The following is a 16,456-nucleotide window of genomic DNA, read 5'->3' as shown; positions in this document are numbered from 1 at the left end:
ATGAGTGCTAACGACGCTCCATGGTGACGTATTCCGGCGGATCAGTCCACCGTCACCGGCACGCGGTGACCCATCCCACGCTCGTTCACCGTGTTCCGGACGGCCTTGGAGACGGCCGGAGCGGACGAGTTCACGATCCGGCTCGGGGCCTTCGGCGCCAGCTTCGCACGCAGCGCCAGCAGGGTGACCAGCGCGAGCGCGGTGGCCGCCATGGGCACCAGGAAGCCGTACGAGGACCCGTGCGCGTCCGTCAGACGGCCGGCCAGGGTCACGGCGCCGGCCTGCCCGAAGGCGACCGCTCCGGTGAGCCAGGTGAAGGCCTCGGTCCGGGAGGCGGCGGGGACCAGCTGCTCGATCATCGTGTAGCCGGTGATCAGCGCCGGGGCGATGCACAGGCCGACGACGAGGCCGAGCGCGCCCAGCAGGACCGCGGAGTGCACGGCCCACAGGACCGAGGCCGCGGCGGTGAGGCCGACGTATCCGAGGATCAGGCGGCGGCGCGGGCCGATCTTCCAGGCGATGGCGCCCATGGCGATGCCGGCGATCATGTTGCCGCCCGCGAAGACGCCGTAGAGCAGGCCGTTGGCGCCCGGGTTGCCGATCTCCTCGGAGAAGGCGGCGACCGAGACCAGCATGCCGCCGAAGACGGCGCCGATGCCGACGAAGGCGACGATCAGGACGCGCAGGCCCGCGAAGGACAGGGCGGAGGCGTGCTTCTCGCCGTTCGCCGCGCGGGCGACGGGCTTCGGCTGGGTGCCGCGCTGGGCGGCGAACAGCAGGCCGCCGACGACCGTCAGCGTCGCCTCGGTGACGAGGCCGGCCGACGGGTGGATCGCGGTGCACAGGAAGGTCGCCAGCACGGGGCCCACCACGAAGGTGAACTCGTCGGTGACGGACTCGAACGCCGCCGCGGTCTGGAGCAGCGGGGAGCCCTCCAGCTTGGCGGCCCAGCGGGACCGGACCATGGGGCCGACCTGCGGCACGGAGGCGCCGGCGGGGACCGCGGCGAGCGCGAGCGCCCACAGCGGTGCGCCGAGCAGGGCGAGCGCGGTCAGCGCGCTGACGGCGGCGGCGTGCGCGAGGACGACCGGCACCAGGACGCGGCTCTGGCCGAGCCGGTCGACGAGCTTGCCCATCTGCGGGGCGAAGAGCGCCATGGAGACGCCGGTGACGGCGGCGACGATGCCGGCGCTGCCGAAGGATCCGGTGGTGTGCTGGACGAGCAGGACGATGCTGACCGTCAGCATCGCGAAGGGCTGCCGGGCGGCGAAGCCGGGGAGCAGGAAACTGAGGGCGCCGGGCGTGCGCAGGAGCTGCCCGTAGCCGGGGCGGGCGGACTTGTCGGTCGTGACCGCGGATGTCACGGCCTGGCCTTTCCGCTGCCTGGTAGAGCGTCCCCGTCTGCGGGCGGTGCTTCGCCTTGTGAGCGACCGCACCCGTACATGTGGGAGCCCCGAGAGCTGTCCTCTTGCGCAGAACCGAGTGATACCTGGGCGCCCACTGCGGGAGGGAGCCACGGCCGCTTTGCGGTCGCGCCAGCTCTGCGTCAGGCAGAGTTGGTTCGATCTGGTGTGCCTTCATCATACAGGGAGGTGTGCTAGCACGCCCTGTGATTACGGTGACAAGGGATGTCTTCACCTGCGATTAACGGGAGCTTCGCAAAGGTAACCCCCATAATTCGGGGCAAAACCGGACGGACGCCACCGAAGATGAGCGAATTAGAACGCCGCTCTAACCGATTTCGGCCATCGCGTGTCCGATTTTCGACCCCTTGAATCTCCGTGAATCCGTCACCTGTGGAGCCGCGTGGACCCGTTCCCGCCGGTCCCCAGCCACCCCGCCAGCTTTCCGCCCCGGGCCACCGCCCGCAGCCGCGCCTCGGCCGCGTCCCGTACCGGATCGGTGGCCACCACCAGCAGGTCGTCCCCGTGCCGCAGCACGGTCGAAGGCGCCGGTACGAAGCTCTTCGCGTCCCGGACCACCAGCGTCACCGAGGCCCCCGGCGGCAGCCGCAGCTCGCTCACCTCGACGCCGTGCATGCGCGAGGCCGGCGGGATGGAGAAGGAGAGCAGGTGTCCGCGCAGCTTCTCCAGCGGCGCCGACTCGATGCCGAGGTCGGAGGCGGTCTCGTCCGAGGTGCCGAGCCGCAGCTTGCGCGCGAGCCAGGGCAGGGTCGGCCCCTGCACCAGGGTGTAGACGACGACCAGCACGAAGACGATGTTGAAGACGCGGTCGCTGCCCTCGATCCCGGACACCATCGGGATGGTCGCCAGGATGATGGGCACCGCTCCGCGCAGGCCGGCCCACGACATCAGGACCTGCTCGCGCCAGGCGATCCGGAAGGGCAGCAGGCTGACGAAGACCTCCAGCGGCCGCGCCAGCATCGTCAGGACCAGCCCGATCACCACGGCCGGCCAGAAGTCCTGGGCCAGCTCGTGCGGGGTGACCAGCAGGCCCAGCAGCACGAACATGCCGATCTGGGCGATCCAGCCGAGCCCGTCGGCGAAGCCCCGGGTGGCCGGCCAGTGCGGGAGCTTCGCGTTCCCGAGCACCATCGCCGCCAGGTACACGGCGAGGAAGCCCGAGCCGTGCGCGAGCGCACCGGCCGCGTACGCCACCACGGCGATCGCCATCACGGCGATCGGGTAGAGGCCCGAGGCGGGCAGCGCCACGTGCCGCAGGCCGTACGCCCCGAGGAAGCCCACCGTGAGGCCGATCGCGGCGCCGATGGCCAGCTCCAGGGCGATCTTGCCGAGCAGGACGTACCAGTCGTCCACCGGGCCGACGGTCGCGAAGGCCACGACGAGGATGACGACGGGTGCGTCGTTGAAACCGGACTCCGCCTCCAGCACGCCCGTGATCCGGGCGGGGAGCGGGACCTTGCGCAGGACGGAGAAGACGGCCGCGGCGTCGGTCGAGGAGACGACCGCGCCGATCAGCAGGGCCTGGCGCCATTCCAGCCCGACCAGGTAGTGCGCCCCGGCCGCCGTCACGCCCACGCTGACCGCGACGCCCACGAGCGACAGCACGATCGCCGCCGGCAGGGCCGGCTTGATCTCTTTCCACTTGGTGCCCAGACCACCCTCGGCGAGGATCACGACGAGCGCGGCATAACCGATGACCTGCGTCAGCTCGGCGTTGTCGAATACGACGTTGCCGATGCCGTCCTGGCCTATCGCGATGCCTATGCCGAGGTAGATGAGCAGGCTGGGGAGGCCGCTGCGTGAAGAGATGCGTACCGCCGCGACGGCGACGAGCAGCACGAGCGAGCAGACCAGCAGGAGCTCATTGAGCGTGTGGACGGTCAGCGGGCGGCCCTCCTCAACGCGCCTGGCGGATCGTTCCTCCCGGCGACAAGTTCGGCAAGTACTTCGTTACCTTACCTAATATTTGACGCTCCCTTTACGTGATAACCACATTGTGAAACGGCTGTTCGCCCCTGTCCTTCGGACCTCGACCCCTGGCGGATCAACGAAGGCGGTCCTGCGCCTATGGTTGCTCCCAGCACTCCCAGGACCACCCTGCCCCTCTAAGGACAGCGATGCCCGCCAACGAAACCGCTCCTCCCGTCAAGAAGAAGGGACGACGCGCCCGTCTGATCGTGCTCGTTCTGGTCCTGGCGCTCTTCGCGGGCCTCGGCTACGGGGCGTACTGGGGCGTGGACAGCGTGCGCGCCTCCTTCCCCCAGACGACCGGCTCCCTCAAGGTGCCCGGCCTGACCGGGACCGTCGACGTCAAACGCGATGCCCACGGCATCCCCCAGCTCTACGCCGACAACGACGAGGACCTCTTCCGCGCGCAGGGCTTCGTCCACGCGCAGGACCGGTTCTGGGAGATGGACGTACGCCGCCACATGACCTCCGGGCGGCTCTCGGAGATGTTCGGCGCCGGCCAGGTCGAGACCGACGCCTTCCTGCGCACCCTCGGCTGGCGCCAGGTCGCGCAGGAGGAGTTCGACAAGAAGCTCTCGCCGGAGACGAAGAAGAACCTCCAGGCCTACGCCGACGGGGTCAACGCGTACCTGAAGGGGAAGGCCGGCAAGGACCTCTCCGTCGAGCACGCCGCGCTGGCGCTCAGCGCCGACTACAAGCCCGAGCAGTGGTCGCCGGTGGACTCGGTGGCCTGGCTCAAGGCGATGGCGTGGGACCTGCGCGGCAACATGCAGGACGAGATCGACCGCGCGCTGATGTCGAGCAAGCTCTCGCAGGCGCAGATCGACGAGCTCTACCCGCCGTACCCATTCGACCGGAACAAGCCGATCGTCGAGGGCGGCAAGACCGAGGGCGGCAAGTACGCGCCCCAGGGCGCGGGCTCCCCCTCCACGGGCAGCGGCTCCGGCAGCGGCAGCGCCGTGGGGTCCCAGGCCTCCGTGAACACCGGACCCGGCACCCCCACCGTCACCGGCCTCGCCGACAACGCCGGCGCCCAGGGCGCGACCGTGGGCCTGCGCACCCAGCTGACCTCCCTCGCCAAGAGCCTGGACGAGATCCCCGCGATCCTCGGCCCCAACGGCAGCGGCATCGGCTCGAACAGCTGGGTCGTCTCGGGCAAGTACACGACGACCGGCAAGCCGCTCCTCGCGAACGACCCGCACCTCTCCCCGCAGCTGCCCTCGGTCTGGTACCAGATGGGCCTGCACTGCCGCACCGCCTCGGCCCAGTGCCAGTACGACGTGGCCGGCTTCACCTTCTCCGGCATGCCCGGCGTGGTCATCGGCCACAACGCCGACATCGCCTGGGGCATGACCAACCTCGGCGCCGACGTCACCGACCTCTACCTGGAGCAGGTCAAGCCCGAGGGCTACGTCTACGACAACAAGGTGCTCCCCTTCACCATCCGTGAGGAGGAGATCAAGATCGCGGGCGCCAAGAGCAAGAAGATCACCGTCCGCACCACCAACAACGGCCCGCTGATCTCCGACCGCAGCGACGAACTCGGCACCGTCGGCGACCGCGCCCCCGTCGCCAGCTCGGCCCCCGACCGCGGCGACGGCTACGCGATCGCCCTGCGCTGGACCGCCCTGGACCCGGGCAAGTCCATGGACGCGGTCTTCAAGCTCGACAAGGCCAAGACCTTCGACGACTTCCGCAAGGCGGCCGCCGACTTCGAGGTCCCCTCGCAGAACCTGATCTACGCCGACAACAAGGGCCCCAACGGCAACATCGGCTACCAGGCCCCGGGCCGCATCCCCGTCCGCAACCAGGGCGACGGCCGCATGCCCGCCCCCGGCTGGGACTCCAAGTACGCCTGGAAGGGCGGCAGGGACGGCAACGCCGGCTACCTCCAGCAGAACGAGCTGCCCTGGGACTACAACCCCTCCCGCGGCTACATCGTCACCGCCAACCAGGCGGTCGCCGAGGGCGGCACCGGCGCGGGCAAGTACCCGAACCTGCTGACCACTGACTGGGGCTACGGCGCCCGCAGCCAGCGGATCAACGACCTCATCGAGGCGAAGATCAAGGACAGCGGCAGGATCTCGACCGACGACATGCGCACCATGCAGATGGACAACAGCAGCGAGATCGCCGCGCTGCTGACCCCGATGCTGGCCAAGATCGAGGTCTCGGACCCGGACGTCCGCTCCGCGCAGAAGCTCCTCGACGGCTGGAACTACACCCAGGAGCCCGACTCCGCGGCCGCCGCCTACTTCAACGCGGTCTGGCGCAACATCCTCAAGCTGGCCTTCGGCGACAAGATGCCGAAGGAGCTGCGGATCGAGGGCAGCTGCATGAACGTGCGCGGCACCGGCAACGGCCCCGCCGACGACCTCGCCGAGGTGGTCCGCGAGTGCGGTACCCGCGGCTCCGACTCGGCGCAGCCCGACGGCGGCGACCGCTGGTTCGAGGTGGTCCGCCGCCTGGTCAAGGACGAGAAGTCGCCCTGGTGGAAGTCGGCCGCCGCCCGCAACCAGCCGGAGACCGCCACCCGCGACGAGCTGTTCGCGCGGGCCATGAAGGACGCCCGCTGGGAGCTGACCGCCAAGCTCGGCAAGGACCAGTCCACCTGGAGCTGGGGCCGCCTGCACCAGCTCACGCTGAAGAACCAGACGATCGGCACCGAGGGCCCCGGCTTCATGCAGTGGGTCCTGAACCGCGGCCCGTGGAACCTGGGCGGCGGCGAGGCCACCGTCAACGCGACGGGCTGGAACGCCTCCAGCGGCTACGGGGTCACCTGGGTGCCGTCGATGCGGATGGTCGTCAACCTCAACGACCTCGACAAGTCCCGCTGGATCAACCTCACCGGCGCCTCGGGGCACGCGTACAACTCGCACTACACGGACCAGACCACGATGTGGGCCAAGGGCGAGCTGCTCGACTGGCCCTTCGGCAAGGAGGCCGTGGACAAGGCCGCGGTCGACACCCTGACGCTGAAGCCCTAGCCGGCCGAAGCCTCAGAAGCGCACCACCCCGGACGGGGTGGCCACCGCCTGGACGGGGTGGTCGTGCGGCTCCTCCGGGACCCGCGCGACCACCTCGTCGTCGTAGAGGAGCACGACCAGCGCCGGATGGGCCCCGGCGCGCTCCAGCCGCTCCAGGACCCGGTCGTAGGAGCCCCCGCCCCGGCCGAGCCGCATCCCGCGGGCGTCCACCGCCAGCCCCGGCAGCAGCACGGCCTCCGCCCCCGTCACCGCCTCCGGGCCGAGCGCCGGGCCGGTCGGCTCCAGCAGCCGCATCTTCCCCGGGTGCGCGGCCTCGGCGAGGCTGCCCGGGCCTTCGTACGCCGCCCAGTCGAGGTCGTTGTCCGGCAGCAGCAGGGGCAGCAGCACCCGCTTGCCGGCCGCGCGCAGGGCGTCGAGCAGGGCGCGGGTGCCGGGTTCGGTGCCGACGGAGACGTAGGCCGCGACCGTCCGCGCACCGGCCAGTTCGGGCAGTTCGAGGGCCCTGACCGCGAGGGCGTCGGCCGCCGTACGGCAGGTGTCGGGGGACAAGGCGCGGCGGGCGGCGAGGAGTTCCCGGCGCAGGGCGGCCTTGGCGGCGGAGGAGGGGTGCTGGGTCTCGGACACGGGAGGTGAGAATCTCCTTGCGAATTGGTTACATAAATGGATCTACCTACCGCGATCTGGCCTGGCATTCGGCGGGACCCACTATCGTTCGGGGCATGACTATGTTGCACCCCGTGATCAAGAAGGCCGTGATTCCGGCCGCGGGCCTCGGCACTCGGTTCCTTCCCGCGACCAAGGCGACGCCGAAGGAAATGCTCCCGGTTGTGGACAAGCCGGCCATCCAATACGTGGTCGAGGAGGCCGTGGCGGCCGGGCTCGACGACGTGCTCATGATCACTGGGCGTAACAAGCGTGCCCTGGAAGACCACTTCGACCGGAACTACGAGCTGGAGTCGGCGCTCGCCGCCAAGGGCGACGACGACCGGCTGAAGAAGGTCCAGGAATCCAGCGACCTCGCCACCATGCACTACGTCCGCCAGGGCGACCCGCGGGGCCTGGGCCACGCCGTGCTGTGCGCCGAGCCGCACGTCGGCCGCGAGCCCTTCGCCGTCCTCCTCGGCGACGACCTCATCGACCCCCGCGACCCGCTGCTGCGCCAGATGTCCGAGATCCACGCGCGCACCGGCGGCACCGTGATCGCGCTCATGGAGGTGGATCCGGCCAACGTGCACCTCTACGGCTGCGCCGCCGTCGAGGCCACGGACGAGGAGGACGTGGTCCGGATCACCGGACTCGTCGAGAAGCCGGACCCGGCCGATGCCCCCAGCAACTTCGCGGTTATCGGACGCTACGTCCTCAACCCCGCGATCTTCGACATACTGCGGGAGACCGAGCCGGGCCGCGGTGGGGAGATCCAGCTCACCGACGCCCTGCAGAAGCTGGCCGCCGACGAGACCGTCGGCGGTCCGGTGCACGGCGTGGTCTTCCGGGGTCGCCGCTACGACACCGGGGACCGCGGCGACTACCTGCGGGCCATCGTCCGCCTCGCGTGCGAGCGTGAGGACCTGGGCCCGGAGTTCCGCACCTGGCTTCACCGTTACGTCACGGAGGAGATGTAGGACCTTGAGCAGTTCCGCGCCGCAGGACACGGGCCACCACCGTCTGTGGTCGGTGGACGAGCACCTCGCGGACGTCCTCGCCACCGTCCGGCCGCTGGAGCCCATCGAGCTCCAGCTGCTGGACGCCCAGGGCTGTGTCCTGGTCGAGGACGTCACCGTGCCCGTCGCCCTCCCGCCCTTCGACAACAGCTCGATGGACGGGTACGCCGTCCGTACGGCGGACGTCCAGGGCGCGAGCGAGGAGTTCCCCGCGGTGCTGACGGTCATCGGGGACGTCGCGGCGGGCAGCGGTGAGCTGCCCACCGTCGGCCCCGGGCAGGCCGCCCGGATCATGACCGGCGCCCCGCTGCCGCCCGGCGCGGAAGCCGTCGTCCCGGTGGAGTGGACCGACGGCGGTACGGGCGGGGGCGCGGCCTCCGGGATGACCCCGGCCAGTGCCGCCCCCGAGGGTGCGGCCGGCGAGGTGCGCGTGCACCGGGCCGCCGAGGCGCGGGCGCACGTCCGCGCGCGCGGCAGCGACGTCCAGGCCGGCGACCTGGCCCTGGCGGCCGGCACCGTCCTGGGTCCGCCGCAGATCGCCCTGCTGGCCGCCATCGGGCGCGGCACCGTCCGGGTGCGGCCGCGGCCGCGCGTGGTCGTGCTGTCCACCGGCAGCGAGCTGGTCCAGCCGGGCGAGGCGCTGACCTCCGGGACGATCTACGACTCCAACAGCTTCGCGCTGGCCGCGGCCGCGCGGGACGCCGGGGCCCTCGCCTACCGGGTCGGCGCCGTCGCGGACGACGCCGACACCCTGCGCGCCACCATCGAGGACCAGCTGATCCGGGCCGACCTGCTGGTCACCACGGGCGGGGTCAGCGTCGGCGCGTACGACGTGGTCAAGGAGGCGCTGACCTCCGTGGCCGCGGGCGAGGACGACGTGGAGGGCAGCGGGATCGACTTCCGCAAGCTCGCCATGCAGCCCGGCAAGCCGCAGGGCTTCGGCACGATCGGCCCGGACCACACCCCGCTGCTGGCGCTGCCCGGCAACCCGGTGTCCTCGTACGTCTCCTTCGAGCTGTTCGTGCGCCCCGCGATCCGCGCTCTCATGGGCCTGCCGGAGTCCGAGGTGGGCCGGCCGACCGTACGGGCGGTGCTGGAGGCCGACAAGGCGCTGGGTTCCCCGGCCGGCCGCCGCCAGTTCCTGCGCGGCAAGTACGACGCCGCGACCGGCACGGTCAGCCCGGTCGGCGGATCGGGCTCCCACCTGATCGCCGCACTGGCGCACGCCGACTCGCTGATGGTCGTACCGGAGGACGTCACCTCGGTGGAGCCCGGGACCGAGCTGGAAGTGGTCCTGCTCGGCTGACACCCGGCCGGTGCGGGTAGCGTGTGTCGCACCACACAGGCCCCCCGCGGGCCCAGAGCGGAGCGGCACAGCAATGAGTACCCAGAGCAGGCTGACGCACATCGACGAGGCCGGCGCGGCCCGGATGGTCGACGTCTCCGAGAAGGACGTCACCACCCGCACGGCGCGGGCCAGCGGGCGGGTCCTCGTCTCCCCCCGGGTGATCGAGCTGCTGCGCGGCGAGGGCGTTCCCAAGGGCGACGCCCTCGCCACCGCGCGGATCGCCGGGATCATGGGCGCGAAGAAGACGCCCGATCTGATCCCGCTGTGCCACCCGCTGGCCGTCTCCGGCGTGAAGGTGGACCTGTCGGTCGCCGACGACGCCGTGGAGATCCTCGCCACCGTGAAGACGACCGACCGCACGGGCGTCGAGATGGAGGCGCTGACCGCCGTCGCGGTCGCCGGGCTGACCGTGATCGACATGGTCAAGGCCGTCGACAAGGGCGCGGTCATCACGGACGTGCGGGTGGAGGAGAAGACCGGCGGCAAGTCCGGCGACTGGGCGCGCTCGTGAACGCCCCGCGCGGCGGCGAGGTCCACAGCCACAGCCACGCACCGCAGGCGGCGCCGGCCGCGGCCCCCGCGGCGCCCTCGCTGCGCGGACTGGTCGTCACGGCCTCGAACCGGGCCTCGCAGGGCGTGTACGCCGACAAGGGCGGCCCGCTGCTGGCGGACGGCCTGGAGAAGCTCGGCTTCGCGGTGGACGGCCCGCGGGTCGTCCCGGACGGGGATCCCGTCGAGCAGGCGCTGCGCGAGGGCGTGGCCGCCGGGTACGACGTCATCCTGACCACCGGCGGCACCGGCATCTCGCCGACCGACCGCACCCCGGACGCCACCGCGAAGGTGCTCGACTACGAGATCCCGGGCATCCCGCAGGCCATCCGCGCCGAGGGCCTGGCGAAGGTGCCGACCGCGGCCCTGTCCCGGGGCCTGGCGGGCGTGGCCGGGCACACCCTGATCGTCAACCTGCCGGGTTCCACGGGCGGGGTGAGCGACGGCCTCGCCGTCCTGTCCCGCCTCCTGCTGCACGCCGTGGACCAGATCCGGGGCGGAGACCACCCCAGACCGGCGCAGGCACCCGGGAGCGCGACCTGAACGGCCCCTCCTGGCCGGCGGTCCTGACGGACGGCGACGTCACGCTCCGGCCGATAAAACTGCGGGACCAGAAGGCCTGGCGCGAGGTCAACCGGCGCAACCGCGAATGGCTCCGGCCGTGGGAGGCGACGATTCCGCCGCCCGCGCCGTGGGGGCCGGTGATCCAGCGGCCGACGTACCGCCAGATGGTGCGCCATCTGCGGGCGGAGGCGAACGCGGGCCGGATGCTGCCCTTCGTCATCGAGTACCAGGGCAGGCTGGTGGGCCAGCTGACCGTCGCCGGGATCACCTGGGGATCCATGTGCGCGGGCCACATCGGCTACTGGGTGGACCGGGAGGTGGCGGGCCGCGGCGTGATGCCGACGGCGGTCGCGCTCGCGGTGGACCACTGCTTCGGGAAGGTCGGGCTGCACCGCATCGAGGTGTGCATCCGCCCGGAGAACGGGCCGAGCCGGCGGGTCGTGGAGAAGCTGGGCCTGCGCGAGGAGGGGCTGCGGCCGCGCTACCTGCACATCGACGGGGCCTGGCGCGACCACCTCGTCTACGCGGTCACGGTGGAAGAGGTGCCGGAGGGGCTGCTGCGGCGCTGGCACCGGGCGCGGCACTCGCAGTCCCACCCGAAACAATAAAGCGAATATTCGTTCGAATTGATGCCCGCGGGCAACCGATTCGTCCATAACCTGATCCGAAGAATCACAAAAAAAGTCCGTGATATCAGCGAGATCGCGCGACACACCGGCCCAATTGGCCGATCCCCTCGGCCGCGCCCCTCTACGGTGTGAGGTGTGAGCAGCAGCGGCCTCATCTACGCAGTCATCGTCGGGGCCTGGGCCGCCTACTTGGTGCCCATGTGGCTCCGGAGGCAGGACGAGCTGAACGAAGCCCGTCCGACGGAACGCTTCTCCACTGCCATTCGGCTGCTTTCCGGCCGGGCGGGAATGGAGCGCCGTTACGCCAAGGGACTCCGTGAGCGCGGTGGTGAAGAGGCGGAGCCCCAGCCCCACGCGGACCCGGACGCCGCGACGGAAACGGTCAATTCCGTGGACGCCGACGCCCGGGCCGTCGCCGTGCCCCCGACCAGGGCGGAGCACAGATCGGTCGCGGCCGAACGGGTCCGGCGGGAGCAGCGCCTCCAGGTGCTCGCACGCCGCCGGCGCACCACCGCCATCCTCTTCCTCCTCTTCACCCTGGGCGCGGTCGTCGCCGCCGTCGGCGGGCTGCGTTTCCTGTGGGCCCCCGCGGTGCCCGCCCTCCTGCTGAGCGCCTACATCGTGCACCTGCGGGTCCAGGAGCGGCGCCGCTACGAGTTCACGATGGACCGGCGGCGCGCCGAGGCCGCGGCGCGGCAGCTGCGGGAGAACCGCCCGCGCCGCCGCGAGTCCGAGGCCGCCGCGGGCGCCGAACCGGACCCCGCGCCACCGGTCTCCCCGCAGGAGGCCGGCCGGCGCGCGCTCGTGGAGCAGACCGACCACGCCGAGTGGGTGGACCAGCAGCGCGAGCGCGACCGCGGCCCGGCCCGCGGTGACAGCTGGGAGCCGGTCCCGGTCCCGCTGCCGACGTACGTGACGGCCCCGGTCGCCCCGCGCGCCACCGGCCCGGCGGCCCCGGACGCCTGGAGCGCCACCCGGTCGAGTACGGCCGAGCCGACGGAACCGCGCCTGCGCGCCCAGCCCGCACCCCCCAAGCCGGACCCGAAGACCCCGGCCACCCCCCGCCCGCGGGGCCGCGACCTCGGCCGCACGCCGCTCTTCGACCAGTACGAGAGCGACGACCGCCCGCGCGCCGCGAACGAGTGATCGGTGACCTGCGCGGACGCTCCCGGGAACCCGTTTTGGAGCACCCGCGCGGGGATGCTAATGTTTCACACGTCGCAAGGGCCTGTGGCGCAGTCTGGTAGCGCACCTCGTTCGCATCGAGGGGGTCTGGGGTTCAAATCCCCACAGGTCCACAAACGACAGTTTCCGAGTAGCTCTCGGAAACGTCATGAGATCCCGTCCGGTCGCAAGACCGGGCGGGATCTCAGCGTTTTGCGGTCCCCCGCCCGGGACTTGTCAGGCCAGGGGCGCGGGGGAGAGTTCGACGACCTCCGCGGGGCCGGCCCGGAACGCCTTGCAGGCGGCGTCGGACTCGATCATGTGCGGGGTGACGTCGTGGGCGGCGAGGGCCTCGCGGGACGACCAGCGTTCGATGAGGACGAAGCGGTCGGGGTCGCCGGTGACCCGGTGGAGGTCGTACTGCAGGCAGCCCTCTTCGGCGCGGACGAGCGGGGCGAGGCGCTCGTAGGCCTCGACCTGCTCCCGGCCGCGGCCCGGAAGAGTGCTGATCAGGATGACGAGTTGTATGGCGTGTGACATGCGGCGAAGCCTAGGGCGGCAAGTTCCCTGGCCGGAAGCCGTTTTCGGGGCCGCGGATCCCGCCCGGTCCGCCGAGCGGGCGGGATCCTCCGGCTCAGGTCAGTGCACCGAGTCGAGCTTCGCGCGCTGCTCCGGGGTCAGGTCGAGTTCCACCGCGCCGAGGTTCTCCTCCAGCTGGGCCACCGAGGAGGCGCCGACCAGGGGGAGGACCGGGATGTCGCCGCCCATCAGCCAGGACAGCACCACCTGGTTGACGGTGGCGCCCGTCTCGGCCGCGACCTCGCGGACCGCCTTCAGGCGCGGCTCGGTGCCCGCGTGCTCGAAGCCCGGGCCGAGCGGCTTGTCGTCGCGGACGTAGGCGCCGGAGATCAGGGGGGAGTACGAGACCTGGGTGAGCTCCGGGTTGGCGCGGAGGTAGCTCAGCAGGTCGCCGCTGACCAGGCCCTGGTTGCCGTCGGGCGAGCGGAGGCTGGGGATGTCGGTGCGCTGGCGAAGGTAGCTGTGGTGGTGCTGGAGCACCTCGTAGCCCGGAACGCCGGCCGCGGCGGCCAGGGTGCGGGCCTTCTCCACGCGCCACGCCCAGTGGTTGCTGGCGCCGAGCAGGCCGGCGGTGCCGTCGGCGACGACCTCGGCGAAGCCCCGTACGGTCTCCTCCAGCGGGGTGTGCTCGTCCATGATGTGCGCGTACAGCAGGTGGATGCGCTCGATGCCGAGGCGCTCGCGGCTGCGCTCCGCCGACTCGCGGATGACCTTGGGGGAGAGGCCCTCCACGTCGAGGCTGAAGCCGCTGGTGGGCTGGTTGGGGCGGGCGCCGAGCTTGGTGGCGACGGTGACCTCGTCGCCGATGCCGCGGCTGCGCAGCCAGCGGCCGACGAGTTCCTCGCTCTCGCCGCCCTGGGTGCCGTTCACCCAGAAGGCGTAGTTGTTGGAGGTGTCGATGAAGTTGCCGCCCGCCTCCACGAAGCGGTCGAGGATGGCGTACGAGGTGGCCTCGTCGACGGTGGTGCCGAAGGTCATCGTGCCGAGGCTCAGCACGCTTACCTCGCGGCGCGTTTCGGGGGCGGTGCCGATGACGCGGAATTTCACTGTGGTGCCTTTCGATTCAGGGGTGGGAAACGAGGTCGTGCCGCTGGGTGGGCTGCGGGAGGTCTGCCAGCAGCTCCGCTACCACGGCGTCCAGGTGGGGTACGAGGTAGAAGTGGCCGCCCGTGAACGAGCGCAGCCGGAAGGCGCCCGTGGTGTGGTTGCGCCAGGCCCGGGCCTGGGGGGTGTCCACGCGGGGGTCGATGTCGCCGATCAGGGCCGTGACGGGGCAGTCGAGGGGCTCGGCGCCGGTGAACCGGTAGGTCTCGGTGGCCACGTAGTCGCTGCGCACGGCGGGCAGGATCGCGGCCAGCAGCTCCGGGTGGTCGAGCATCCGGGTGTCGGTGCCGCCCAGCAGCTTCATGTCGGCGATGAGCGTCTCGTCGTCGGCGAGGTGTACGGAGCCGGGCGCGGGCACCGAGGGGGCGCGGCGGCCGGAGACGGCGAGCGCGGCGGGCGGGTGGCCCGCGTCGCGCAGCCGGCAGGCCACCTCGAAGGCCAGCGAGGAGCCCATGCTGTGCCCGAAGACCGTGAACGGGCGGTCGAGGAAGGCGCCTTGGAGGAGCTCGGCGGTGACGAGGTCGGCGAGCTCGTGCAGGGACTCGACGCACGGCTCGCCGAAGCGCTCCTGACGGCCCGGGTACTGGACCACCAGGACCTCGGCGTGGGCCGCGAGGGCCGCCGAGAACGGGAAGAAGTACGAGGCGTTGCCGCCGGCGTGCGGGAAGACCAGCACGCGCGGGGCGTCGGGCGGGGCGGTGTGGAAGCGGCGCAGCCACGGGGTGCCGGTGGGCGCCACCGCGTTCGCCTGGTTCCCGCGGCTCATCCGGCCCGCCGGACGCGCCCGTTGCCGCCGCGCGCGGGGCGGGCGGTGATCGGGATGTGCTTGTAGCCGGAGACGAAGTTGGAGCGCAGCCGCTCGGGGCGGCCGGCGGGCCGGAAGTCCTCGAAGCGGGTGAACAGTTCGTGGAAGAGGGTCTTCAGGCTGACGCGGGCGACGCTGTGCCCGATGCAGTAGTGCGGGCCGATGCCGAAGGCGAGGTGCTTGTTGGGCTTGCGGCGGATGTCGAACTCGGAGCCGCGCGCGAAGACGCGGTCGTCGCGGTTGGCGGAGCCCAGCCAGACCACGACCGCGTCGCCCGCCTTGATCAGAGTGTTGCGGATCTCGATGTCGCGGGTCGCGTAGCGCAGGAAGTGGTTGACGGGGGAGGCCCAGCGCAGGGCCTCCTCCAGGCCGGTGGCGTCGAGCTCCGGGTGGGCGGCCCAGTCCTGGAGCACGCCGCTGTCGATGAACTCGGCCATCACGAAGTTGGGGGCGTGCGGGGTGGTGACGTTGGCGCCGAGCAGAAGGCTGTAGCAGTTCGCGACGATCTCGTCGGCCGCCATGTGGCGGCCCTCGAACTCGGTGGAGATCAGCACGCTCAGCAGGTCGTCGCCGAGGTTGCCCCGGCGGAAGCGGACCAGGTCCTGGAAGTAGGCGAACAGCTCGCGGTGGGCGTTCTCCAGGGTGGCCTCGCGGCCGCCCGGGTCCTGGTACTCGGGGTCGTCGGCCGCGATGCACACGGTCGTGAGCCGGTTGAGCCAGGCCCAGTCCGCGGTGGGCAGGCCCATCATGGTGCCGGTGACGGACATCGGCATCGCCAGCATGGCCTGGGCGAAGTCGAAGGTGCCGCCGTCGCCGAGCGGTTCGATGAGCGGGACCACGAGGTCGCGGATCATCTCGCGCTGCTGGTCGACCGACTTGATGGCCAGGGCCTTCTTCAGGCGGCCCTGCATGGCGGTGTGGCGGGGCGGGTCGGTGGCCGCGAGCTGCTTGCCGCTGGCGGGGTCGTCCAGGCCGAGCAGGTCGAGCATGGTCCCGCGCTCGGAGGTGAAGGTGGCGGTGTCGCGCAGGACCTGGTCGGAGTCGTCGAAGCGGACGACGTTCCAGAACCAGCGGTCGTCGTCCACGTGGTGGCGGGTGAGGGTGTCCAGGGACCGCATGCGGCGCCAGACGGGGTGCGGGTCGCCGTCGCTGTACAGGCCGGGGTCGACGAGGTCGAGGGTGGCGGTGTCGCCGGTGGCGGCCGCGTGCATCGGGCAGCCCGGCGGGGGTACGGCGGGCTGCGCGGAGGGCTGCGCGGCGGGGTCGGATATGGCGTGGACGGTCAAGGCCCGTCTTCCTTTCGCCGGGGTGGGCGTGGGAGCGGCGCCGGGTCCGTGGCCCTTGGCCTCCGGCCCGGGGTACGGGACGGGGGCGGGGTGAGGCGTACGGAGTGACGGGACCCGCGGGCATCCGGTGATACGTACGTCCCGGAGCGGGGGCCATCGCGGCGCTTGACGGGGAACCAGCCGGTCTTGCGCGGGCGGGGCGGGCCGTGCGGGGGGCCTGGGGAGGCCGGGCACGGGGCGGTGGTGCGTTGGTGCGTTGCCCGCACAACGTACATGACGGCAAGGGGAAGGTGAAGCGGCCTTCGTCACAGGCGGGTTGCCGGGGCTCCGCCCCGGACCCCGCGCCTCAATCGCCGGCGGGGCTTGATGTGGCTGGGCTGGGTGGGTC

14 protein-coding genes and 1 tRNA gene are annotated in these 16,456 nt (G+C 71.8%); 8 read left to right on the top strand and 7 right to left on the bottom strand.

The features are described 5' to 3' along the window. Window positions 1-41 precede the first annotated feature (41 nt). Window positions 42-1,364, bottom strand: coding sequence for an MFS transporter (locus tag ACFTXQ_RS18225; RefSeq protein ID WP_382641881.1), 1,323 nt, complete (start codon window positions 1,362-1,364; stop codon window positions 42-44). Window positions 1,365-1,790: 426 nt separating this feature from the next. Beyond that, window positions 1,791-3,281, bottom strand: coding sequence for a potassium/proton antiporter (locus ACFTXQ_RS18220; protein WP_382641994.1), 1,491 nt, complete (start codon window positions 3,279-3,281; stop codon window positions 1,791-1,793). 260 nt (window positions 3,282-3,541) lie between these two features. Here ACFTXQ_RS18220 and ACFTXQ_RS18215 point away from each other — a divergent pair, with 260 nt between their 5' ends. After that, complete coding sequence (locus tag ACFTXQ_RS18215; protein ID WP_382641879.1) at window positions 3,542-6,379, top strand: penicillin acylase family protein; 2,838 nt, start codon at window positions 3,542-3,544, stop codon at window positions 6,377-6,379. A gap of 12 nt (window positions 6,380-6,391) precedes the next feature. Here ACFTXQ_RS18215 and ACFTXQ_RS18210 read toward each other — a convergent pair whose 3' ends face one another. Further along, window positions 6,392-7,003, bottom strand: a complete 612-nt coding sequence (locus ACFTXQ_RS18210; RefSeq protein WP_382641877.1) for a 5-formyltetrahydrofolate cyclo-ligase — start codon at window positions 7,001-7,003, stop codon at window positions 6,392-6,394. Window positions 7,004-7,098: 95 nt separating this feature from the next. Here ACFTXQ_RS18210 and galU point away from each other — a divergent pair, with 95 nt between their 5' ends. The 7 genes from galU (at window position 7,099) to ACFTXQ_RS18175 (ending at window position 12,428) form a co-directional block, all read left to right on the top strand. Beyond that, complete coding sequence (gene galU / locus ACFTXQ_RS18205) at window positions 7,099-8,001, top strand: UTP--glucose-1-phosphate uridylyltransferase GalU (protein WP_382641875.1); 903 nt, start codon at window positions 7,099-7,101, stop codon at window positions 7,999-8,001. A 4-nt stretch (window positions 8,002-8,005) separates the two neighbouring features. Further along, window positions 8,006-9,346, top strand: coding sequence for a gephyrin-like molybdotransferase Glp (gene glp, locus ACFTXQ_RS18200; protein WP_382641873.1), 1,341 nt, complete (start codon window positions 8,006-8,008; stop codon window positions 9,344-9,346). A gap of 73 nt (window positions 9,347-9,419) precedes the next feature. Then, window positions 9,420-9,899, top strand: a complete 480-nt coding sequence (moaC, locus tag ACFTXQ_RS18195) for a cyclic pyranopterin monophosphate synthase MoaC (protein WP_215015680.1) — start codon at window positions 9,420-9,422, stop codon at window positions 9,897-9,899. Window positions 9,900-9,979: 80 nt separating this feature from the next. Then, entirely contained in the window at window positions 9,980-10,480 is a 501-nt protein-coding gene (locus tag ACFTXQ_RS18190; RefSeq protein WP_382641992.1) for a molybdenum cofactor biosynthesis protein B, read from the top strand. Further along, window positions 10,477-11,109, top strand: coding sequence for a GNAT family N-acetyltransferase (locus tag ACFTXQ_RS18185; protein WP_382641990.1), 633 nt, complete (start codon window positions 10,477-10,479; stop codon window positions 11,107-11,109). Before ACFTXQ_RS18190 ends, ACFTXQ_RS18185 begins: the two co-directional genes overlap by 4 nt. A gap of 156 nt (window positions 11,110-11,265) precedes the next feature. Then, the gene (locus ACFTXQ_RS18180; RefSeq protein ID WP_382641871.1) at window positions 11,266-12,276 is read left to right on the top strand and encodes a hypothetical protein; all 1,011 of its coding nucleotides are present in this window, start codon (window positions 11,266-11,268) and stop codon (window positions 12,274-12,276) included. A 78-nt stretch (window positions 12,277-12,354) separates the two neighbouring features. Continuing rightward, window positions 12,355-12,428, top strand: a tRNA-Ala gene (locus tag ACFTXQ_RS18175). Window positions 12,429-12,531: 103 nt separating this feature from the next. Here the strand turns inward: ACFTXQ_RS18175 and ACFTXQ_RS18170 are convergent. The 4 genes from ACFTXQ_RS18170 to ACFTXQ_RS18155 form a co-directional block, all read right to left on the bottom strand. Further along, on the bottom strand, window positions 12,532-12,834 hold the full coding sequence (locus tag ACFTXQ_RS18170) for a putative quinol monooxygenase (RefSeq protein WP_382641869.1): 303 nt from the start codon (window positions 12,832-12,834) through the stop codon (window positions 12,532-12,534). 99 nt (window positions 12,835-12,933) lie between these two features. Next, complete coding sequence (locus ACFTXQ_RS18165) at window positions 12,934-13,920, bottom strand: aldo/keto reductase (RefSeq protein ID WP_382641867.1); 987 nt, start codon at window positions 13,918-13,920, stop codon at window positions 12,934-12,936. Window positions 13,921-13,936: 16 nt separating this feature from the next. Continuing rightward, window positions 13,937-14,743, bottom strand: coding sequence for a thioesterase II family protein (locus tag ACFTXQ_RS18160; RefSeq protein ID WP_382641865.1), 807 nt, complete (start codon window positions 14,741-14,743; stop codon window positions 13,937-13,939). After that, entirely contained in the window at window positions 14,740-16,068 is a 1,329-nt protein-coding gene (locus ACFTXQ_RS18155; protein ID WP_382641863.1) for a cytochrome P450, read from the bottom strand. Before ACFTXQ_RS18155 ends, ACFTXQ_RS18160 begins: the two co-directional genes overlap by 4 nt. Window positions 16,069-16,456 lie beyond the last annotated feature (388 nt).

The sequence above is a fragment of the Streptomyces sp. NPDC057010 genome (genome assembly GCF_042673805.1).
Lineage (GTDB): Bacteria > Actinomycetota > Actinomycetes > Streptomycetales > Streptomycetaceae > Streptomyces.
This window is presented reverse-complemented; position numbering and strand designations above follow the sequence as displayed.